15 protein-coding genes are annotated in these 18,179 nt (G+C 33.1%); 12 read left to right on the forward strand and 3 right to left on the reverse strand.

The window, feature by feature from the left end; translation table 11 throughout:
• Window positions 1-177: 177 nt before the first annotated feature.
• Complete coding sequence (locus tag NEF87_RS13980) at window positions 178-3,768, reverse strand: LamG domain-containing protein (protein WP_457916293.1); 3,591 nt, start codon at window positions 3,766-3,768, stop codon at window positions 178-180.
• A 452-nt stretch (window positions 3,769-4,220) separates the two neighbouring features.
• On the opposite strand from NEF87_RS13980, the gene NEF87_RS13985 reads away from it, so the two are divergent.
• Window positions 4,221-4,544 carry a hypothetical protein gene (locus tag NEF87_RS13985; protein ID WP_457916294.1) on the forward strand — a complete coding sequence of 108 codons (324 nt, stop codon included), beginning with the start codon at window positions 4,221-4,223 and terminating at the stop codon, window positions 4,542-4,544.
• 13 nt (window positions 4,545-4,557) lie between these two features.
• On the opposite strand, the gene NEF87_RS13990 is transcribed toward NEF87_RS13985, so the two are convergent.
• Window positions 4,558-5,280 carry a hypothetical protein gene (locus NEF87_RS13990; protein WP_457916295.1) on the reverse strand — a complete coding sequence of 241 codons (723 nt, stop codon included), beginning with the start codon at window positions 5,278-5,280 and terminating at the stop codon, window positions 4,558-4,560.
• A 148-nt stretch (window positions 5,281-5,428) separates the two neighbouring features.
• Between NEF87_RS13990 and NEF87_RS13995 the strand changes: the two genes are divergently transcribed.
• The 4 genes from NEF87_RS13995 to NEF87_RS14010 are packed head-to-tail and all read left to right on the forward strand — an operon-like array spanning window position 5,429 to window position 8,673.
• Window positions 5,429-6,052 (forward strand): hypothetical protein, encoded by a 624-nt coding sequence (locus tag NEF87_RS13995; protein ID WP_371802017.1) that lies wholly within the window; start codon window positions 5,429-5,431, stop codon window positions 6,050-6,052.
• A 59-nt stretch (window positions 6,053-6,111) separates the two neighbouring features.
• Window positions 6,112-6,864 carry a TraB domain-containing protein gene (locus NEF87_RS14000; RefSeq protein WP_457916296.1) on the forward strand — a complete coding sequence of 251 codons (753 nt, stop codon included), beginning with the start codon at window positions 6,112-6,114 and terminating at the stop codon, window positions 6,862-6,864.
• Window positions 6,865-6,922: 58 nt separating this feature from the next.
• Complete coding sequence (locus tag NEF87_RS14005; RefSeq protein ID WP_371802019.1) at window positions 6,923-7,348, forward strand: hypothetical protein; 426 nt, start codon at window positions 6,923-6,925, stop codon at window positions 7,346-7,348.
• A gap of 17 nt (window positions 7,349-7,365) precedes the next feature.
• Window positions 7,366-8,673: a C69 family dipeptidase gene (locus NEF87_RS14010; protein WP_457916297.1), complete on the forward strand. Its 1,308-nt coding sequence runs from the start codon at window positions 7,366-7,368 to the stop codon at window positions 8,671-8,673.
• A 70-nt stretch (window positions 8,674-8,743) separates the two neighbouring features.
• Here the strand turns inward: NEF87_RS14010 and NEF87_RS14015 are convergent, their stop codons facing one another.
• Window positions 8,744-10,081, reverse strand: coding sequence for a hypothetical protein (locus NEF87_RS14015; protein ID WP_457916298.1), 1,338 nt, complete (start codon window positions 10,079-10,081; stop codon window positions 8,744-8,746).
• 103 nt (window positions 10,082-10,184) lie between these two features.
• Between NEF87_RS14015 and NEF87_RS14020 the strand changes: the two genes are divergently transcribed.
• The 7 genes from NEF87_RS14020 to NEF87_RS14050 all read left to right on the forward strand — a co-directional run bounded on the left by NEF87_RS14020 (window position 10,185) and on the right by NEF87_RS14050 (window position 18,163).
• Window positions 10,185-11,633, forward strand: coding sequence for a hypothetical protein (locus NEF87_RS14020; protein WP_457916299.1), 1,449 nt, complete (start codon window positions 10,185-10,187; stop codon window positions 11,631-11,633).
• 19 nt (window positions 11,634-11,652) lie between these two features.
• Complete coding sequence (locus tag NEF87_RS14025) at window positions 11,653-12,234, forward strand: adenylate kinase family protein (RefSeq protein WP_457916300.1); 582 nt, start codon at window positions 11,653-11,655, stop codon at window positions 12,232-12,234.
• Window positions 12,235-12,338: 104 nt separating this feature from the next.
• Window positions 12,339-13,493, forward strand: a complete 1,155-nt coding sequence (locus tag NEF87_RS14030; RefSeq protein ID WP_457916301.1) for a vWA domain-containing protein — start codon at window positions 12,339-12,341, stop codon at window positions 13,491-13,493.
• A 39-nt stretch (window positions 13,494-13,532) separates the two neighbouring features.
• Window positions 13,533-14,330 carry an FHA domain-containing protein gene (locus tag NEF87_RS14035; RefSeq protein ID WP_457916302.1) on the forward strand — a complete coding sequence of 266 codons (798 nt, stop codon included), beginning with the start codon at window positions 13,533-13,535 and terminating at the stop codon, window positions 14,328-14,330.
• Between the two features lie 38 nt (window positions 14,331-14,368).
• Complete coding sequence (locus tag NEF87_RS14040) at window positions 14,369-15,649, forward strand: hypothetical protein (RefSeq protein WP_457916303.1); 1,281 nt, start codon at window positions 14,369-14,371, stop codon at window positions 15,647-15,649.
• A 19-nt stretch (window positions 15,650-15,668) separates the two neighbouring features.
• Window positions 15,669-17,282 carry a hypothetical protein gene (locus NEF87_RS14045; RefSeq protein ID WP_457916304.1) on the forward strand — a complete coding sequence of 538 codons (1,614 nt, stop codon included), beginning with the start codon at window positions 15,669-15,671 and terminating at the stop codon, window positions 17,280-17,282.
• A complete protein-coding gene (locus NEF87_RS14050) occupies window positions 17,279-18,163 on the forward strand; it encodes a hypothetical protein (RefSeq protein ID WP_457916305.1) in 885 nt (294 codons plus the stop codon). The genes NEF87_RS14045 and NEF87_RS14050 overlap by 4 nt, the downstream gene beginning before the upstream one ends.
• Window positions 18,164-18,179: the final 16 nt, after the last annotated feature.

An 18,179-nucleotide genomic window follows, 5' to 3' on the forward strand; every position in this document is an offset into this window, starting at 1 on the left:
AAACCATAAATACTTCCTCAGCGAAGTAATCACATACTTTTTTGATGGAATAGATACTTAAGTATGACCCCATGGACCAATTTTCTCTCATTTCAAATTTCGAATTAGGATCTTTGCTCCTTTAAATATTTTTCATAGATACTGGAAAGAAAGAAAAAAGAAAAGAAAAAAGAATAATTAGCCTCGTATTGTTGAAATAGTCATGAAATTTGAAGTAAATCTTCCATCTAATGGTTGGTTCGTACCATCAATGCTCATATAGAAACCTGTAGTTATTTCGAAATTAACAATATAGGAAATTGCACTAGATTCAGAAACTAGATCAGTAAAGAAATGCTTCATTGTTATTTCTCCATTAAAATATTTCGCTGGATTCATTGTCAAATATCGTGAACCTAAATCAAAATCCCAAGAAAAATAGTTCCCTTGAATTGATTTTGTTAGAAAATTTGGTTGAAAAGCAGAAACCATCCCACCTCCAACATTTAATGCGCCAACTAACTCGTCTAATGGCCCTAAGGGACCATCTGCTATATTACTACCGAATAGTAATAATAATTCAAAAATTGCATAGGCCTCTGTTCCGACGCTTGCATCATATTCATCACCAAGATTGATACCATCGGTCTCATAATTGATTTCAGCATCCCCTGAACTGGTCCTGGACACATCAAGGTCCAATGGATGTACTGGAACACCATCAATAAGAATTCCCATTGATATGGTTAATCCTTGAAGATATGCCCACACATCGAAACCATTATAGTCTGGATGATTGATCTTCGTAGATTCAACACCAGTTTGGAACCTTAAATCAACTTCTCCATTTGTAGCACTAAAATCATGAAAACCTCCATCTTCTTCAAGCAAACCCCAATCATATTGGAGACCAAAATGACCTCCCAAATATCCAGAGCGAGGATCTGAACTGGAAAATTCGTGTTTGGGTCCAGCCGTCATATCATCATGTAAATTATAATAATTATTATCAAGAAATTGATAGGTTGTTGGATTAGAATAGCAATTTTCATAATAATTAGAGATTTTTCCAAATTTGATGTTATCTACAAGAATATCTTGGGTTCCTTTAAAATAGAAACTTAAATAACTATACGAACTATCAGGAAGAACAGCTATCATAGGATAAGACACACGGCTTACCCCATCAATTCGAAAATCATAAGTATTGGTGTATCCATTCATTTCGACTTGAATGTTGTATAATGAATTCGGAGACAACTCTATTTGCTGAATTTTCTCACCTGTAGGAGTGAAAAAACCGATACTGTATCCATAAAACTTTATAAATAGATTATAGTTCGTCTGAGGAATCATATTTGACCAGCCTAATTGTAACCACATTTCATCTATTCGAGTGCTTGTAAATAAATCAAAGCTAATTACATTATTCTCAAAATTCTTTGAAGGATACACTTTTTTATTGAATCCCATAAATCCTTCAGACACATGGACCTTTAAGGCTTTTGAAGATTCTGTACCAAAGCCAACAGAATCTGCAACTACTTCAGTATATTGGTTTGAATTTTCTGAGAAACTAATTTCCCATCCATCTGGATTTGATCCGATGCTATCATATTCAAAATGTCCAATATTCCAGCTTAAATCACCTCTGTCGTACCCATTTTTAGGATCTGTTTTAAAAATTTTCACTTCTAATCCATCATTGAACCCATCCTCATCCGAATCAGCATCCATCGGGTCGGTACCCAAGGCAATTTCTTCCCCATCTAAAAGTCCGTCATCATCCGAATCAGAATCTAAAGGATCCAATCTATTTGATGAAATAATCACATTATCTAGGTAAGTACTATATCCAGAATAACTGTTATAAGTTTCAAAAACAACACGTGAAATATAGGAAGCAGGTGAATAAAAAGCAAGATTTGAACCTATAGAGGAGGAACCTAGGAAAACCGAAAATGTATCCGTTGCAGTATCCCAACTGATTTTGAGATCTTTTTTCCATTCATTACTCGCAATATTTTCCAACAAATGCCAAGAAGATCCGTCGTGATACTGCAGCCCATTATGGCCTCCATAACTTACAATTGCCATTAGAATTGCATTTGAACTACCTTGCCGTAAGAGTATATAAGTTATTTTCGCAGTATCAGTGGACATAATATCAAAAATCATTGATCCTTTTGTAGTATATTCAAAATTTTCATAAATACCTGCAGAACCTGTTCCATGATCATACAATATAGCAGTATCATCATTCGGCCATGCTCCTGATCCAACGATGCATCCAGACCCTTGAATTTTCGTCCATCCTCCAAAAGGATTTTCATTCGCAGGGAATTCCCAAGAATTTAACTCGCGATTTCCATTTATATATGAAAATTCCACACAATCGCTTAATCCATCGTTGTCAGAATCAGAATTTGTTGGATCAGTATGTTCTCTAATTATAACATCGTCCACGTAGGCAGAATAACCGGTTTGGCTACTATAGGTTTGGAACTGCATTCGAGAAATGGAGCTGACAGGATTATAGAAATCAAGGTTTTCAAATTTTTCTCCCGAATCTGGAAAATATATATTACAGGTGTCTGATAAGGTGTTCCATGATATCTTGATAGATAACCAATCAGTATAGCTACATTCTTTCAACAAATTCCATTGGGTACCATCATGATATTGTATGCCATCTCCTTCTGCTGTACGATAATTTGCCATTAATATCGCATTTGTGCTTCCTTGCTTCAAGAGAATATAGGTTAATTTAAAATTCGCATCAGTCCTGAATTCGAACTCCGCTGAACCAGAAATTAAGGAAGAATCAAAATTAGCATAAATTCCAGCGGTTCCCGTGCCATAATCATAAAGGCGAACGGCATTTGGATACGGCGTATTAACGCTATCTACCACTGCACAACCGGATCCTGTAACGATGTTCCAATCCATCCCTAAGTCATCATCTACGCCATTATCTGTAAAATCCCAATCATAGAGTAAATTACTTCCTCCGATTCCACACATCTCATCAAAATCGGTCAATCCATCCCCGTCAGTATCGAAATCCTGTTCATAAAGAATTTCCATTTCCTCTTCAGAGAATGCTCTATTAAACAAACCAATTTCATCAATTTTTCCATCAAACCATCGATTATCAGCTGATCGATAGGTTCCGATATTCATGCTAGTAATCGGTTCTAAAGATCCACCTGTGGAGACTTGTCCTTCCAATTGACCGTTTAAATATAATTTAAATCCATTGGTAGTATCTTTCTGATAAGTTGCCGCTAATTGATACCACTGGTTTGGAACAATTATTGTGGTTCCTGAAGCGACTCGCGTACTTGAATCTCTAAGATATCCTTTTGCAATGGGTGTTGGACCTTTTTCGATGCATATCGAAATGGACCACAATGGGGTTGTTTCTAATATAAAGCGCCTACCTTCTAATCCCCCTCCTCCTCCATCCCATTTAAACCATGCGGAGATTGTATATTCTGTAGAACCATCGGGAAGAGTCTTATGTGGCACCGAAACATAATCATTGGAACCATCAAAATTATAACAAGAACTTGATCTTCCCAACCGATCGGTGGCAGGGGTTGCACCATGAAAAACACCATTAAAATCGTTTACAGGCTCATTAGCATTTCCATCCAAATCCCACCGCGCATATAGATCATCAGCATAAGATAGAAGAGCGGAACTTGGTTGTAGAAATTGTTGAATAGTTAAGGGTAAGCACAAACATATCAACAAAGTGGCAGTAATTTTTGTTTTATATTTCATTTTTCTCATTTTTGAGTTGTTTTCTATTCTTATCAAAATGTAGTCAACATATTTTTCTAAGATTCTTGCAAATTTTGAGAAAAAATATACTTCTTTTAATCATGTAGGCTTCAAAAATTAGTGACTACTTTGCATTTTGGTTTTGAACATATATATTATAGAAAAAAATCTATTTAAACTCGGTGGTGTTAGCAAAACTGACACAATCATGATCTTTTTATAGATTCCTAGAACACAAAATACGCAAGAAGTTATATTACAAGATGAAAAAAATAGAAAATTTCATAGATATAATGGATGGAGAATGGAAAAATCGGTTTTAACGATTTTTTTTGAAATATTGAATGCCTACTCATAAAAAATAAAACCATAAATACTTCCTTATCGAAGTAATCACATACATTTTTGATGGAAAAGTTACTTAAGTATGACACCGTATGGTGGGTTGACCAATGAAAATAAATCGATTCATAGATAGAAACGTTTCACGCATTAGCATCTTTGAAGAAATGGTGCGAAACATCAGTAAAGAGACAAATCTAAGCCGGGATTCTATCAGTTCGGTGGGAGAGGAGGCTTTAAGATCATGGGAAGAAGCGACAAATCGAGATCCTCAACGATTATTTTTTCAAAGCAAAGAAGTAATTTTGGTAGAGATTGATAAGATGATTCAGGAATTTAGAGAGAAAATTACTCCGATGATAGATTCTGATGTTTCTATCAAAAAAAGTGTAGATCTTTTCCAAGATTCGTTGGGTAAAATGTTTGAAATCTAATTTTTTAATTTCTTCAATTAATTTTACCCTTAGTATCTTTATCGTTTGAATAAAACGCTGGTATAATAAAACCCAATCCAATTATGATAAGAGTTCCGAATTCTATAAGTTCTCCAATCCATGTAAGACCCCATACTCCAGATCCAAGGTCTTGCCAAAAATTGCGAAGAAACTGTGAAACAGCAAATAAAAACCACCCAATCGACAGAAGGAGTGAATTAATCTGCGGAAATCGCTTATTATAATTTATTATTGCGAAAGATATGATTGAAAGAATAATCACAGGAAACGCAACAATTTGATTTATCAGAAGCATATGTGCATAAGTTTTTGCAACCATTACTGATGTGATACTCACAATGAACCAAAGAGAACTCAAAATTACCCTGAGCCTAGGTTTTTCATTTAACCAAATAATTGTCATTAGTATAAGATAAGGAAGAACAACTAAAATTGGGCTAACGATGAACCGAATCCTAAAAAGTATCTCAATATAAATATCTTGAGTATAAATTTCATTAAGATTACTTACATTTTGGTACTTAACATAAACATACATGTCAATCCCTTTTCCGATTGCGTAAATAATAAATGTAATTGCATTGAGGAAAGGAAAGTCTGAATAATAACGTTTTTCTTGGTGCAACCAGTTAAAAAATAAATATCCAGAGATACAAAGAAGGGTTATTATTTTTAACCCGGTACAAAATAATAAAATGAAGAGATTAGATTCCATATAATATTTCACCAATCACTTTCTCTACCAGAATATATAATCTTCTTGGATCTTGCTTTTTTCTAGACAGAAAATATTAAACATAAAATGAATTAAGATAAATATATTAAAAGCGCTTGATTCAAAAGCAAAAAAATGAGGGAAAACTATGGCAATACTAGGCTTAATGGGAGCAATGAACGTAGGAAAAACCGCCGTCTTGAAAATGTTTGTCGATTATGTGGAAAAAAATAAAATTGGCAAAATAAAGGGTGGAATGGATTGTCAAATTGAGAAACAAGATTTTAAAGGAGAATCTGAGATTGAAGTTGATGGTGATGATGGATATTCTAAAACGATAACCCCTAATAAAGTCGTATTTACCGAAAATAAATCGGGAGCATCTCATACTTTGTTCGCACCAGGTGGTGACCGGGATCGAGCAGTCATTCGAATGGGAATTATTACAATTTCGCGAATAGCACGCCAAATTGTGGGATTATTTGCCTTAGATCAGCCATTAAAAGAGCAATTTAAGTTATATGATTTAATCCGTTATATGCCCAAAACAATCTATGTGTGTTTAAATAAATATGATTTGTTAGAAGGATCTGAAGATGACAAAGTGAAAAAAGTGGAAAGTATTAAATCAGAAATTGAAGCTTATTTCAAGAAACGAAGAATCACTGTCAAAGGCTTTTTCCAAACCTGTGCTATTGATAAACCCGATTTTATCGATTATAATGATAATACTGCCCGAATGATTTTAGATTTAGCTCTAGGTCGAATTTAATTTTTTCATTCTTTATTGTTTTTTTCAAATTACCTATTAATGATTCTGGTTGAAATCCAATGTCAGAAGAGATATCTCCACGTATAAATGAATTAAATAGTCTAAATGAGCAATTTTTCTTCTTAGGAACAATGCACATCGCTCAATCCAGTTCTGAAGCAGTCCAAAAAACCATTGAAGAATTGGATCTTGATTGTGTAATGATTGAACTAGATCAAATGCGATACCAAAGCCTAATCGATGCATCTCAAAATGTAGAAAGCAATCCTTCTATATTAGAAGGAAAAAACATTTCAGATTCGAACAATTCTCATAAAAAAAAGGATTTTATGGAAAGTCTAAAAGAAATTCAAGAAAGTATTGGTAAGTTACTTGGAATTACACCGGGAATAGAAATGATCTCAGCGATTGAGACAGTGAAAAAACTTCAAATTCCCCTCCGTTTTATTGATCGCCCAATTCTAGATACTTTTCAAAGGATGCAAGATATTCACGAGGATGTGCAAAAGGAACAAGAAGATTTGCTTGAAAGTTTAGAAGAAAATTCAATTGATTCTAATTCATCTGAAATACAAGACTTGATGGAAGAAATGCAAAAACCAGGATTTTTGGCCGAACTGATCGAAGATTTTAAGAAAAATTATCCCAATATTGCAACTGTCTTATTGACCGAGCGAAATGAATATATGGTGGATCAAATAATGGAATATTATCAAAACCACCCAAATCATCGCATTTTAATTGTGACAGGAGCAGGACACACCCAAGAAATGTTTTTGATGGTTCAAAAAAATCTTCCTGTCAAACCTTGATAAACACGTAAAATTTTATTTCCTATCCCATCACATTAAATTAATTAAGTGACGAAAAATGGGAAAATTAAGTTTTAATATTGTAGGGTTACAAGAATTTATCATTTCTTTTGAAGATTATTGTGTGACTTGTGAATATCAAGCAAAATGCAAGTATGGAAAAGCAGCCCCCTTTCAAGTAAGTATCGATTGTAAAGAAATAACAACTGCTTTAGATTTCAAGAAAGCGGAAGCGATGGAAAAGCTGGGGAAAAAGCATCCAGAATGGGATTGGGATAAACGCGAACAAAAAGCAAAAGTATCTAAAGCGCAAATCTTCTCGAAATTGTGGAACGATAAAGTAAAAAATTTAAAAGACGATATTTTATGCATGGATAGCCGAAAATTGGATAGTATGCTTACAAGTCAAAGGGGAGAAGAATGGTGGAGTGACTTTCGAGAAGTTATGACAGAAATCGATCAAGAATGTTCTAAAATCTGTTAGGAGAAAGAGAATCTATCATGTGTGATACAATCGTAGCAACTCCAAAAGCCACAAAAGAAGGTGTAATGTTATTCGGAAAGAATTCTGATAGAGAAGCCGATGAAGCACAGAATATAGATATACGGGAACGTCAGAAATATGAATTAAATTCAACAGTAAAATGCACTTACATTGAGATCCCACAAGTAAAGGAAACTAATCGCATCTTATTATCTAAACCATACTGGATGTTTGGTGCAGAAATTGGCATGAATGAACATGGCGTCACTATTGGAAATGAAGCGTTAATGACTCGAGTGAAGCCCGCCAAAACAGGATTAACTGGAATGGATCTACTGCGATTAGCATTGGAACGGAGCAGTAACGCGATTGAAGCTCGAGATGTAATAATAAATTTATTGGAAACTTATGGTCAAGGAGGCAATTGTGGATATCGGGATAAACTCTATTATATGAACGGATTTATTATCGCCGATTATCAACAAGCAATTGTTTTAGAAACCGTTGAAAAAAATTGGGCTTGGAAAGAAATTAAAGGAGTGTGGAGCATTTCCAATAAAATCTCTTTGGAACATGATTATGACGCCAGATCTGAAGGATTAATTACGCACGCCATTAATAACGGATGGTGTAAATCAGAGGATGACTTTAACTTTACAAAAAACTATTCCAACAAACTCATAACTTGGGGAGCTGCGGGAAAAAAGCGAGAACAGACAAATCGGTGTCATTTACAAGAAAAGAAGGGCCGTCTAACAATTCAGGATTTGATGCAAATGTTACGTTTCCATACCAATGACTCTAATTGGAGACCTTATCAAGGATTGCGTATGACCGTCTGTGCTCATGCAGCGAATAATCTTACCAAACACACTCAAACAACAAATAGTTTGGTTTCACAGATGAGCAGTACAAATTTCAGCGGTTTCACCACAGGATCTGCAAATCCTTGCATGAGTCCATTCTTTCCCATTTTTGCACCAGGTACAACACTTCCTTCGGGATACAAACCAAGTGGAGAATTTTATAATCAAGAACATTTCTGGTGGTTTGCTGAAAAAATTCATCGACAAGTAGTCCTTAATTATCTCCCAATGATGAATCTTTTATACAACCCGATGGCAAAATATGAAAGGGAAATGATTTCTGAGATCGAATCTGAGAATTTTATTTTAGATCAAAAGGAAATTAATAACTATTTTGAAAAAGCAAGAATATTAATTAAGAACTGGGGGGAAAACATCCCCACTAACCCTGTATTGAAAACTCCTATATTATTTCGTAGATTTTGGAGAAAATATAATAAATTAAATAAAATAGATTAATTTTTTTACAGTGTAATGGACTTTGAATGTGAAAGTTCAGAAAAAGATAAAAAATAACACGAAAAACATCCTATTCATTCATTTTTTCCAAAGCTTTATTCCGTTCTTTTGAGAAACTTCGGATTTTGCCTTTATCTTCCGCGATTTCAGCCAATTCGACACTTCTATCGTATAATTTATAAGCTTCTTCATAATTTTTGGCTTTATAAAGTTCATCCCCTTCAGCATTAATATTTTTTGCAAGATTGAGACAGGCTTTATGGTATTCTGCTGTGAAATTTTTAATTTTTCCAGCATTTCCAGAACGGGTGACGATATTGACAGATCTCTTGTATTTATCCATAGCTTTTTCAAATTCTTTGGCTTTCATAAATTGGTCTCCAAGTTTATTTTCTTCTACGGCATATTTTTCAAGGCATTTCTCGTATTCCTTTTGGAAATTTTTAATCAGTCCTTTATTTTTTGATTCTTTTGCCACTTCCACGCTATTCTCATAAATTTTCGCAGCTTCTTCATAATTTTTGGCTTTATAAAGTTCATCCCCTTTATCATTTATCATCTGAGCAAATTTTTCAAACGCTTTATTCATTTCTTTAGTATAATTATCAATTAACTTTTGATTCCCCGCTTCGGTGGCAATATTGACACTTTGAGCGTATAATTCGGAAGCTTTCATATACTCTTTTTCCTTCATCAATTTATCACCCAATGCGTTAATTTCCTCGGCGTGTTCCGTGAAAGCTTTTGAAAGCTCCTTTTTAAAAGATTTCTTCTTCTTTTCATTATCCGATTTTTCAATTAACCGGACTGCTTCAGAATAAAGCTGAATAGCATCCTCGAAATTTTTCTCCTTATAGAGGGCATCCCCTTTATCGTTGACCTCTTGAGCCCATCGTTCATAAACCGTCATTTGATCATGAACCATAGATTTATTCATTTTTTCATCCACTTCGGGAGTAACGATTGATAATACATTTCGATAAATTTTGTTTGCCTCTTCCCAATTATGATTTTTCACATGATCTTCGGCTGTTTCTTGGACCTGTTTAGCAAAAGCTACTTTTGATTTATTTAACTCTTTTAAAAACTCTTTTCCACGCTTTTTGATCCATTTATCACCCGCTTTTTGCAGAAAATCATAAGCATGCTGATATTTGGCGATGGCTTCTTCATAAAGCTTTTGTTTATACAAATCATCGGCTTCATTATTCAAGATTTCACTTTGTTTTCCCACTGCAGCATCTAATTCTTCTTGATATTTACTGGCTTTCTTTTCTTCCCCTGCCATTTGCATGAGTTTGACTGATTCAACATATAATTTTATTGCTTCAGTATATTGCTTGTTTTTATAGAATTTATCGCCTTGCTTATTGACAGCTTTTGCTTCTTTAATCATTTCATTTCCCATTGTTCTCACCTATTTTATTCTTGTTACTTGTTAAACGTATGAATTTTTATTTTTTCCCTTTACTAAAAATTTTTGAAACTGGGGAATATATTAATATTAAATCATGGAACAAAATTCGAATACTCAACCAGATGGAACAAATGAAGATTACACAACAACAGATCCTCAAAAAGAAGAAAAAAAAAAAATTAAGAAATCCTACGTTGAAAGAGCTCTTTATAATTTTGTAGAAAATCAATTACTGGGGGGGTATAAAGTCTTATCAACCAAAAAATATCTCCCTTATTTCATTTATGTTATTGCATTAACTTGTTCTTCAATTGGTTTTGTAGTTTTAGAATTTTTTAAAGTTCCAATACCAACCGAAATTTTACAATTATTGCTTATTTTGGGACTTTTTAGCGGACTATCCCTTATTTTAGGCGGGATTTTTGGAGGATTGTCAACAAACGGAAAAACAGTTGATATATTAACTTTGATTCTTCTTGTTGGATCAATTGTATCAGCTATATTTGTTTCCAATTATGATGATTTAATATTACAATGGCTAAAATTAGGATTTTTTGTTGCATATGTTTTGATCGGGTCAATTACAATGTTTTTCATTATTTTAAATTTCCATACTTCGATTGAATATAAGCTAGTCACATTAGGGAATTCTCAAAACCGAATGTTTTTCCAGGAAATCATCCGTTTTGGTGCTTGGATCACCCTTCCCATGTATGTTTATTTATTTTTCCAAAATACCCTTGATGCAAAAATTTTGGCAGTAATTGGCTTTATTTTCGCAACAATCATAATCTATTCTTTTAATAATCTTCCATTTATTGAGAAAAAAGAGAACTTTGAAGTAAAAGAAACAAAAAAAGCGAGAATGAATTTTTATCAGTCAATTGGATATTATAATTTCTTCCTTATTTATCATATCTCCCAATCTTATAATACTGGTGGTCAGATTTCAAATTTCATTATTGATTTTGTGCTGCTAATGTTCAACTCATTTTATTTAATCAATTGCTATAGCAGAAAAGTAGATGAAATTGAAGATTATAATGAAGTTCAACGCCGTACATTTAATTTCCAAAGGCCAAACTCAACAACAATGCGATTTAAGAGAAGAATTGGGGAAAAAGGAATGATTTTTATTGCTTTAGGAATAGCAGTGGGATATAATACGGTTATGTTGGATTCTTATCTTGGTTCTCCAATTGTTCTACTTCAAAATATAGGAAATGCCCCTCTAAATGTAATTTATCACCGGATGTGGACATACGCAGCATTAATCTTAATGATTAGTGCATCTATTATTTTCAATTCTTCCAGGGATTTCCAACAAAAGGTGATTAATCGATATTCGTTTAGACATGCTTGGAAAATGTTTGGAGACATGTTTCGAGTGTCTGACGAGGGAAATGTTGGAGTTGTTCTTGAAAAATATGAAGAATCTAAACAAAAAATTGTAAATGTCGGGAATCAAGTTAAAGATAGAGTGAAGAAAAAATGGAACCAATTTTTTTCACTTGGGGATTCAGATCCAGATCCACAGAATTAAAACTATGAAGGACGATGAAATGAAAACTTTTCTAATATCTGGAATACCTGGGACAGGAAAGACTTCAGTTGCAAAAAAAATAAATGAGAAATATGGGTATCCATTCTTATCGTTGGGAGAGGTTGTGGTCAAAAACAAATTACATTGTGGTGAAGATCCTTCCAGAGATACCAAAATAGTTGATACAGAAAAATTTAATGCCTTTTTTCGCACCTTTTTCTTAAATCAAAAAGAAGATATCATTTTGGAAGGACATTATGCGGATTTAATTGAACATCCTTCAGTAAATATTGCAATCATACTCCGTGCTCACCCAAATGTAATTGAAACGCGATTAAAACCTCGGGGTTATTCCAAAAAAAAAATTATGGAAAATATTCAAGCAGAATTAGTCGGTGATTCAACTTCATTTATGTTGGAGAAAACAGAATTAGTAAAAAAGGAACATGTATTTGAGATAGATACCACTAACTTGACAATTGAAGAAATTGCGGATAAAATACATCTGATATTTAAATACCCGGAGAAATATCCGGAAGACGTAGCGGGGAAACTATCTTGGCTTTCAGACAATTCAGTCCACATTGAAAAATATCTTTAATTAATCCATTTTTTAAATATTTTTTCCACACAAAATATTAAGGGTTAGAATAAGTAAGGATCACTATAGATATTGAGACCAATTTAAATAAAAAAGTGGAAATTATGAGTAGCAAGATTCCTTATGTGAATATCCTTCAATCAGCCATCTGTATTCCCGCGGCGGAAGAGATACCAATCGCTTTAGATATCAAAATTTTACCAGATAAAAATATCCCCCCAGAAGCATTCTTTGGAGTATGGTTATTGGATATTTCTGGGAGTATGGCTGGAGATCGCTTAGACAACGCAAAAGAATCATTAATAGAACAGGTTAAAATTCTTCCGGAGAATACTATATTCAATCTAATAACTTTTGAGAGTGAAATCCACGAAATCTTAACAAATGTTAAAATCACGAATAGTTCTCGAAGCGATATAATAAAGCGCATCGATAAAATTCAAGATCGGGGCACAACTTCATTATTTGAGGCATTGGAAAAGGGAGTTGGATTAATAAGGGAATATGTTCGAAATGGTGGCAATCTCAGCGTAAAAAAAATAATTCTGATTAGCGATGGAGATCCAACTGATGTTCAAGTAAAGTCAGGAGATGAATCAGATCCAAATTATCAAAAGTATTTCCAGCTAGCGAAGGAAGCTCTGGAATATAAATCATCCATTGACACGGTTGGGGCGCTGGGTGAACATAACGTTTATCTAATGTATGAAATTGCAAAACAATCAGCAGGAAAATACATTTTTGCAGAAAATGAAGACGAGCTAAAAACAAAAATGATCATTGCGACTGAACAAACGGCAAAGATTGCATTTTCTCAACCAACAATGCAGTTAACAGGCATTTTGGGCAAAATAGATTTGGAAGATGCTGCACAATATAAACCTACAGTAATCAGAATGCCATTTAATAAAGTGAACGATCAATTAGCCAACGCAACTTTCAGAAGTTTTGAAGCGGGAGATACATATCAAATTTTAGTCAAGGGTAAGCTATATTTGGACAAAAGCAAAATCAATATGGAAGTTCCCAATAAGATTTTAGGTTTAGAAATTGATTTTGGAAAACCTGAAATGAAAATTCAACAAGATATTACGATTAAATTTTCCACCGATCCTTCAAAATTCAAACTAAATCAAGATATTAATAAAAAATACGCAAATGTCTTTTCACAAGCCGAAGAAATCGCGGATTGTACCATCCGGGGAGATGCACAAGCAACTCAAAGAATTCAAGGCGATGAAACTAAAAAAATTGGTTAGAAAAGTTTTTTTTTGTAAAATAATACGAGGTAAAAAATCATGGCATATCACTGTCCAGAATGTGGAAATGAAATTGGATTTGGAGAATCTATTTGTCCAAATTGTAAAGCAGATGTTACAGGCGTATGGGAACAAGCGTCTTCCCCTAAAAATTCGGGACCAAAAGTAGCACCAGGAATGGGAGGAATTGATCAAAATGACTCATCACCCTTCCCACCACCAGCAGGAGGATCTTTGAATTCCCCTTTCCCTCCAGCTGCAGGGAATTCACCGTTTCCTCCAGCAGCAAATATGAGTTCACCATTTGCATCACCTAAAGAGAAGGTAGAAAAAAATACTTCAGACATAGGCTCCCCCTTCCCAGGATCAAATAATATGAATCCATTCGCCCCATCTAGCGAAATAACTTCTCCTTTCCCTCCAACACCCCAAGAAAGCACACCATTTCCACCAACTGCACCAGCATCATCACCTTTTCAACAAATTCAAGGTCCATTTCTTGAAATTGCTCGAATTGGAGGAAAAATAGACATTCCAGAAGGAGAATTACGATTAGGAAGAGACGAAATACAAGGAGTTGCAACTATTGCCCTACCTGATTTAAATGCTTACAAAAACATCTCTCGTAAACGAGCAAATAGTGAACATTTCATACTAAGAAAAAAGGGAAATGTTGTAACAATAGAAGACAGAGGAAGTACCAATGGAACCTACATGGGAACAGAAAAGATAACTGGAACAAATCCTCGAACTTTGAAAAATGGAGATAAAATAGTCCTTCCAATTGAAGAACATGGAAAAATGGTACAGCTAGAAATGATTTTCAAAATAAAGTAAAATTTTTTTAATTTAATAAAATAAGGCAGAATAGATTAATGATGGGACAAAGTAAGATTGAATTCATATTGACTTGTGCTTTTTGTGGTGAAATGAATGAATTTACTAAAGAAGAATTATACGAAAGTGAAAAAGAAACAGATACGTTTAAGGAAAAATACTGCTTAGAGTGCAATGAACCCCTCACAATGATATGCCCTTCTTGTTTAAATATTTTTGAAGTTGAGGATAATTTTAGAACAAATAATTTCTTTCAAGTTTTACCCACATTTTGGAACCCAACCCCGTCTCCTTTAGACGAATTAATTCCTAACATTTTAAAATCATGGAATATATATGAAGAACAAGCAAAATATCTGACAAGTGAGACATTCCGATTAAGTCAAAAAGAATTTTTAGAAGCAATCCCCAATTTACTTTCAGACATCAAGGTTCTTAAGCAGGAACTTATTTCATTAGCAAAAATTTCAGAAGTTTCTCCTTTAGAGAAGGATTTCAAAAAACTAGAGAAGGGAATTCAAAAATGTACAGAAGAATGCGCGTCAATTCTAGCGAGCATTGAGGATGTATCCAAAGCAGTTAATGAAAAGAAAGAAAAGCAGTTAAAAAAACATGTCCCATTTATGGACATTCTACCAAATTTCCAAGAGTATATCGAGCAAGTGAAAAAGATTAGAGAAAAGGAAATTGAAGACGAAATTAACTCACTAAAACCTGGATATGAAAAGGTTAAAAATAATATTAAACAAGATCCAACATTTTATAGAAATATTTGCCCGATTTGCCAGAAAATGATTTTCACAATTAATCATCAGGTCTACACAATGGGAAAATCTGATGAAAAATTAAGCCATATTAGAAATTTAGCTGAATACTACCAACAATCTCAACCAAAAAGTACATTTACACGCACATTAATGTTAAATATCAAAATTCATATTGAAAAAGACCAGCTATATGAATTTCATGGGGACTTAGCGTTAGTACTTCATGAGAATGAAAACCAAGTAATTGGACGAGATCTTCTGAGGGAAATTGAATATATTGAACCTGAAAGTGAAGAAATATTGTTTGATGAAAATGATCCTCTAGCCAGAGTTTCAAATAGTCAATTTTCTATTCAAAAAAAAGGGGATCAAATTATTTTAACTGGAATGAAATTTGATGATAGAAGAGTAGGAGTATTCTTTAATTCTATGAAACATGATATTCGCAAAGAAAATCCAGACGGAATTCAAATCAATTCCGGAGATCAAATCTTTATTCCATTAATACAAGAAAAGGATAACCCCAATTATATAGAAATATCAATACTATAGGGATGAAATGTGAAATTTTATGCAAGTAATAAAGAATCAGCTATTTTATTGTACAGAATGCTATCATGTGTTTTACGATTTACCGTCAGAAAAAAAATGTGCAATTTGTCATAATGAAATATTGGAACAAGATACAATATCTGACCTAGATATTTTAACATGCGAAACGTGCCATAGTTTGTACACTCTCCAAAAATCGGGTGAAATTATACTCAATAAGGAAGGAAATATTAATCATTTATGTTCATGTAAAAATCAATGTCCAACAAATTCAATTCTTAGTATCGGACAACAGGAATCTTATTTGGGGAATATTGTACTAGCGGATATATTTAAATGTTCAAATTGTGGAGCAATTTCCTTTAGAAATTTAGAAAATTCACAGAAAAATTGTAGCGAATGCAATTCTCGATTTGTATCTCCATTACATTGGGATCCAAAAACCCAAAAAACTTTTTTTCGATGTGCTAATCCAGATCACAAAATTCGATTAAAATTACGAGATTTGATAATAAATAACAACAAAATTATCAGTAGTGAGATTAATAAAATAAAACAAAAAGAAATCGGATTGCAGAAGGAATACATTCGTTTAAAACACGAATTACAGGTTAAATATGAGAATAAAAATTTACTCAAAAAAATCAAGTCTTTTCAGAAAGGAAAACTAAATTTTGAAAATGATCAGAACAACTTGAATATATGGGCAAAGATAGAGAGATTAAAGCTTTATAGTTATTTACGACCTATTGGTTTAAGATGTTCAGTTTATCGCATGAAAAATGATAATGACAAAATAAGTTTTGAAAGAACATCTGATGGATGTGGAGCCATTGCTCATTTGAAGATCCGAAAAATAATAATTGCTCCAGATGGGACCGTGATAGAACGAAAATCAGAGCCAAAACAGGGATCTCCAGGACAGATTGAAAAAGACTTGCTACTAAGCAGCTCAACATTAAATGTTGAAGGTTTGAAAATAAATCATCCAATACCAAAATGGATTAATGAATCTGAGATTTCACTTGTCAATGATCAATCTGAATCAATATTCACCCAAATCTTGCGGAATCAACCAATAACTGAAAATCCAATTCAAGTTGAAAATCAAGTAGTGATGACTGAAGAAGTAATTAGAAATGCTTATGACTCTCTACCAGATTTAAAAGAAAATCAATTATATATTTTCTTCCAGATTAAATTCAAAAAAATGGATTCTGAAAATTATACCCTGGATGCATTCGGAGTGATTCCAATTGAATTTGAAAAAAATAATTTCAGATTTCAATTAGGACGGAAACATCTTCTCCAAGCATTCTGGAAGGAACAATCAAGAATAGAAAAAAACCCCCTTTATTTTAATGGAATAACTGAATCTACCGAAGAATCATACCAGTTTGGTATCACACAAAGAGAAAATGAAATGTTTTTACTTCCAGGAAAGAATAACTTGTCAAAAAATCTGATATCTGCAGAAGAAAATGCAAAATCGGAATTAATTAAAGAGATTTCTATTCAAAAAATCAATAAATTGACCATTAATGGTAAATACGCATATAATAAACCACATGAAAGAACCTTTTCGAATATTCAATTTGTTTTTTCATTTAAACAAGGAGGAATAAGTAATTGAGTTCAGATTCAGAACAATTTAAAATTTGTCGCCAATGTCACGTAGTTTATAAGAAATTATCTCAAAAATTTTGCGGAAATGGGTGTCAAAATAAACCCCCTTTTTTTATAGAAGGAAAAAAACGCAATTCCATAGAACAACGTGAGATAATTCTTAATAAAAATGAGGAAAATATAATCCGATGGGTGTGTATTAGTTGTAAAAAAGAATATACAGAAAAAGAATTGCAAGAAATCGAATATATTTGTGAATGTAATGCAAAAAATGATTTTTACCCATTTACATTTAAGTCTTGCGCTAATGTGGAGTGTAAATCTTCTGATAACTTCCATTCTCTTCCACTTGAAGCAAAAGCTTGTGATTTATGTGGAAAAACCAACTTTATAATTAATAAGAGTAAATCTATGCAAGATTTAATTCCAAATCTCCCCAATCGGACAGATCATTCAGAAGAATGGGATCTCGAAAAATTTGATTTCTTTGAAGATTTGGCAGAAGAACGAAAAAACCGAAACCTTCCGTCTATTACCTTTACTATCCTCAATAATAATTTAAAATATATTCTTTTTGGTGAAGGAAAAGTGATTTCCATGTATGATATCATAAGAGATGCAAATGGATTCACTCCAGATTCGATTTATGAACATTTACTTGAAAAATATCCTAAAGAAACAACGATGTTTGATATTAAATATAATAGCGTTACAGAAGAATATACTTTCAAATCAATCATAAGTATGAAAGAATTTGAGTTAGATCCAAGATTTAATCCGAAATCTAAAGCAATCATCCGAGAAGCAGGAATAGAATTTAATCTTCCAGAAGGAAAATTACTAGAATTTCGTGGTGGAATATTCAAAATCCACATTTGGGTTTATTAGTTTTTTGATAAATTAA

It is taken from the genome of Candidatus Lokiarchaeum ossiferum, from assembly GCA_025839675.1.
GTDB classification, from domain to species: Archaea; Asgardarchaeota; Lokiarchaeia; order Sigyniarchaeales; family Promethearchaeaceae; genus Lokiarchaeum; species Lokiarchaeum ossiferum.

What these genes read in the sequence shown, in the direction of transcription:
- NEF87_RS14040 (WP_457916303.1), top strand. Translation starts at nt 14,369, where the DNA reads ATGATGGGACAAAGTAAGATTGAATTCATATTGACTTGTGCTTTTTGT.
- NEF87_RS14020 (WP_457916299.1), top strand. Translation starts at nt 10,185, where the DNA reads ATGGAACAAAATTCGAATACTCAACCAGATGGAACAAATGAAGATTAC.
- NEF87_RS14035 (WP_457916302.1), top strand. Translation starts at nt 13,533, where the DNA reads ATGGCATATCACTGTCCAGAATGTGGAAATGAAATTGGATTTGGAGAA.
- NEF87_RS14030 (WP_457916301.1), top strand. Translation starts at nt 12,339, where the DNA reads ATGAGTAGCAAGATTCCTTATGTGAATATCCTTCAATCAGCCATCTGT.
- NEF87_RS13995 (WP_371802017.1), top strand. Translation starts at nt 5,429, where the DNA reads ATGGCAATACTAGGCTTAATGGGAGCAATGAACGTAGGAAAAACCGCC.
- NEF87_RS14015 (WP_457916298.1), bottom strand. Translation starts at nt 10,081, where the DNA reads ATGGGAAATGAAATGATTAAAGAAGCAAAAGCTGTCAATAAGCAAGGC.
- NEF87_RS13985 (WP_457916294.1), top strand. Translation starts at nt 4,221, where the DNA reads ATGAAAATAAATCGATTCATAGATAGAAACGTTTCACGCATTAGCATC.
- NEF87_RS13980 (WP_457916293.1), bottom strand. Translation starts at nt 3,768, where the DNA reads ATGAAATATAAAACAAAAATTACTGCCACTTTGTTGATATGTTTGTGC.
- NEF87_RS14000 (WP_457916296.1), top strand. Translation starts at nt 6,112, where the DNA reads ATGTCAGAAGAGATATCTCCACGTATAAATGAATTAAATAGTCTAAAT.
- NEF87_RS14025 (WP_457916300.1), top strand. Translation starts at nt 11,653, where the DNA reads ATGAAAACTTTTCTAATATCTGGAATACCTGGGACAGGAAAGACTTCA.
- NEF87_RS14005 (WP_371802019.1), top strand. Translation starts at nt 6,923, where the DNA reads ATGGGAAAATTAAGTTTTAATATTGTAGGGTTACAAGAATTTATCATT.
- NEF87_RS14010 (WP_457916297.1), top strand. Translation starts at nt 7,366, where the DNA reads ATGTGTGATACAATCGTAGCAACTCCAAAAGCCACAAAAGAAGGTGTA.
- NEF87_RS14045 (WP_457916304.1), top strand. Translation starts at nt 15,669, where the DNA reads ATGCAAGTAATAAAGAATCAGCTATTTTATTGTACAGAATGCTATCAT.
- NEF87_RS13990 (WP_457916295.1), bottom strand. Translation starts at nt 5,280, where the DNA reads ATGGAATCTAATCTCTTCATTTTATTATTTTGTACCGGGTTAAAAATA.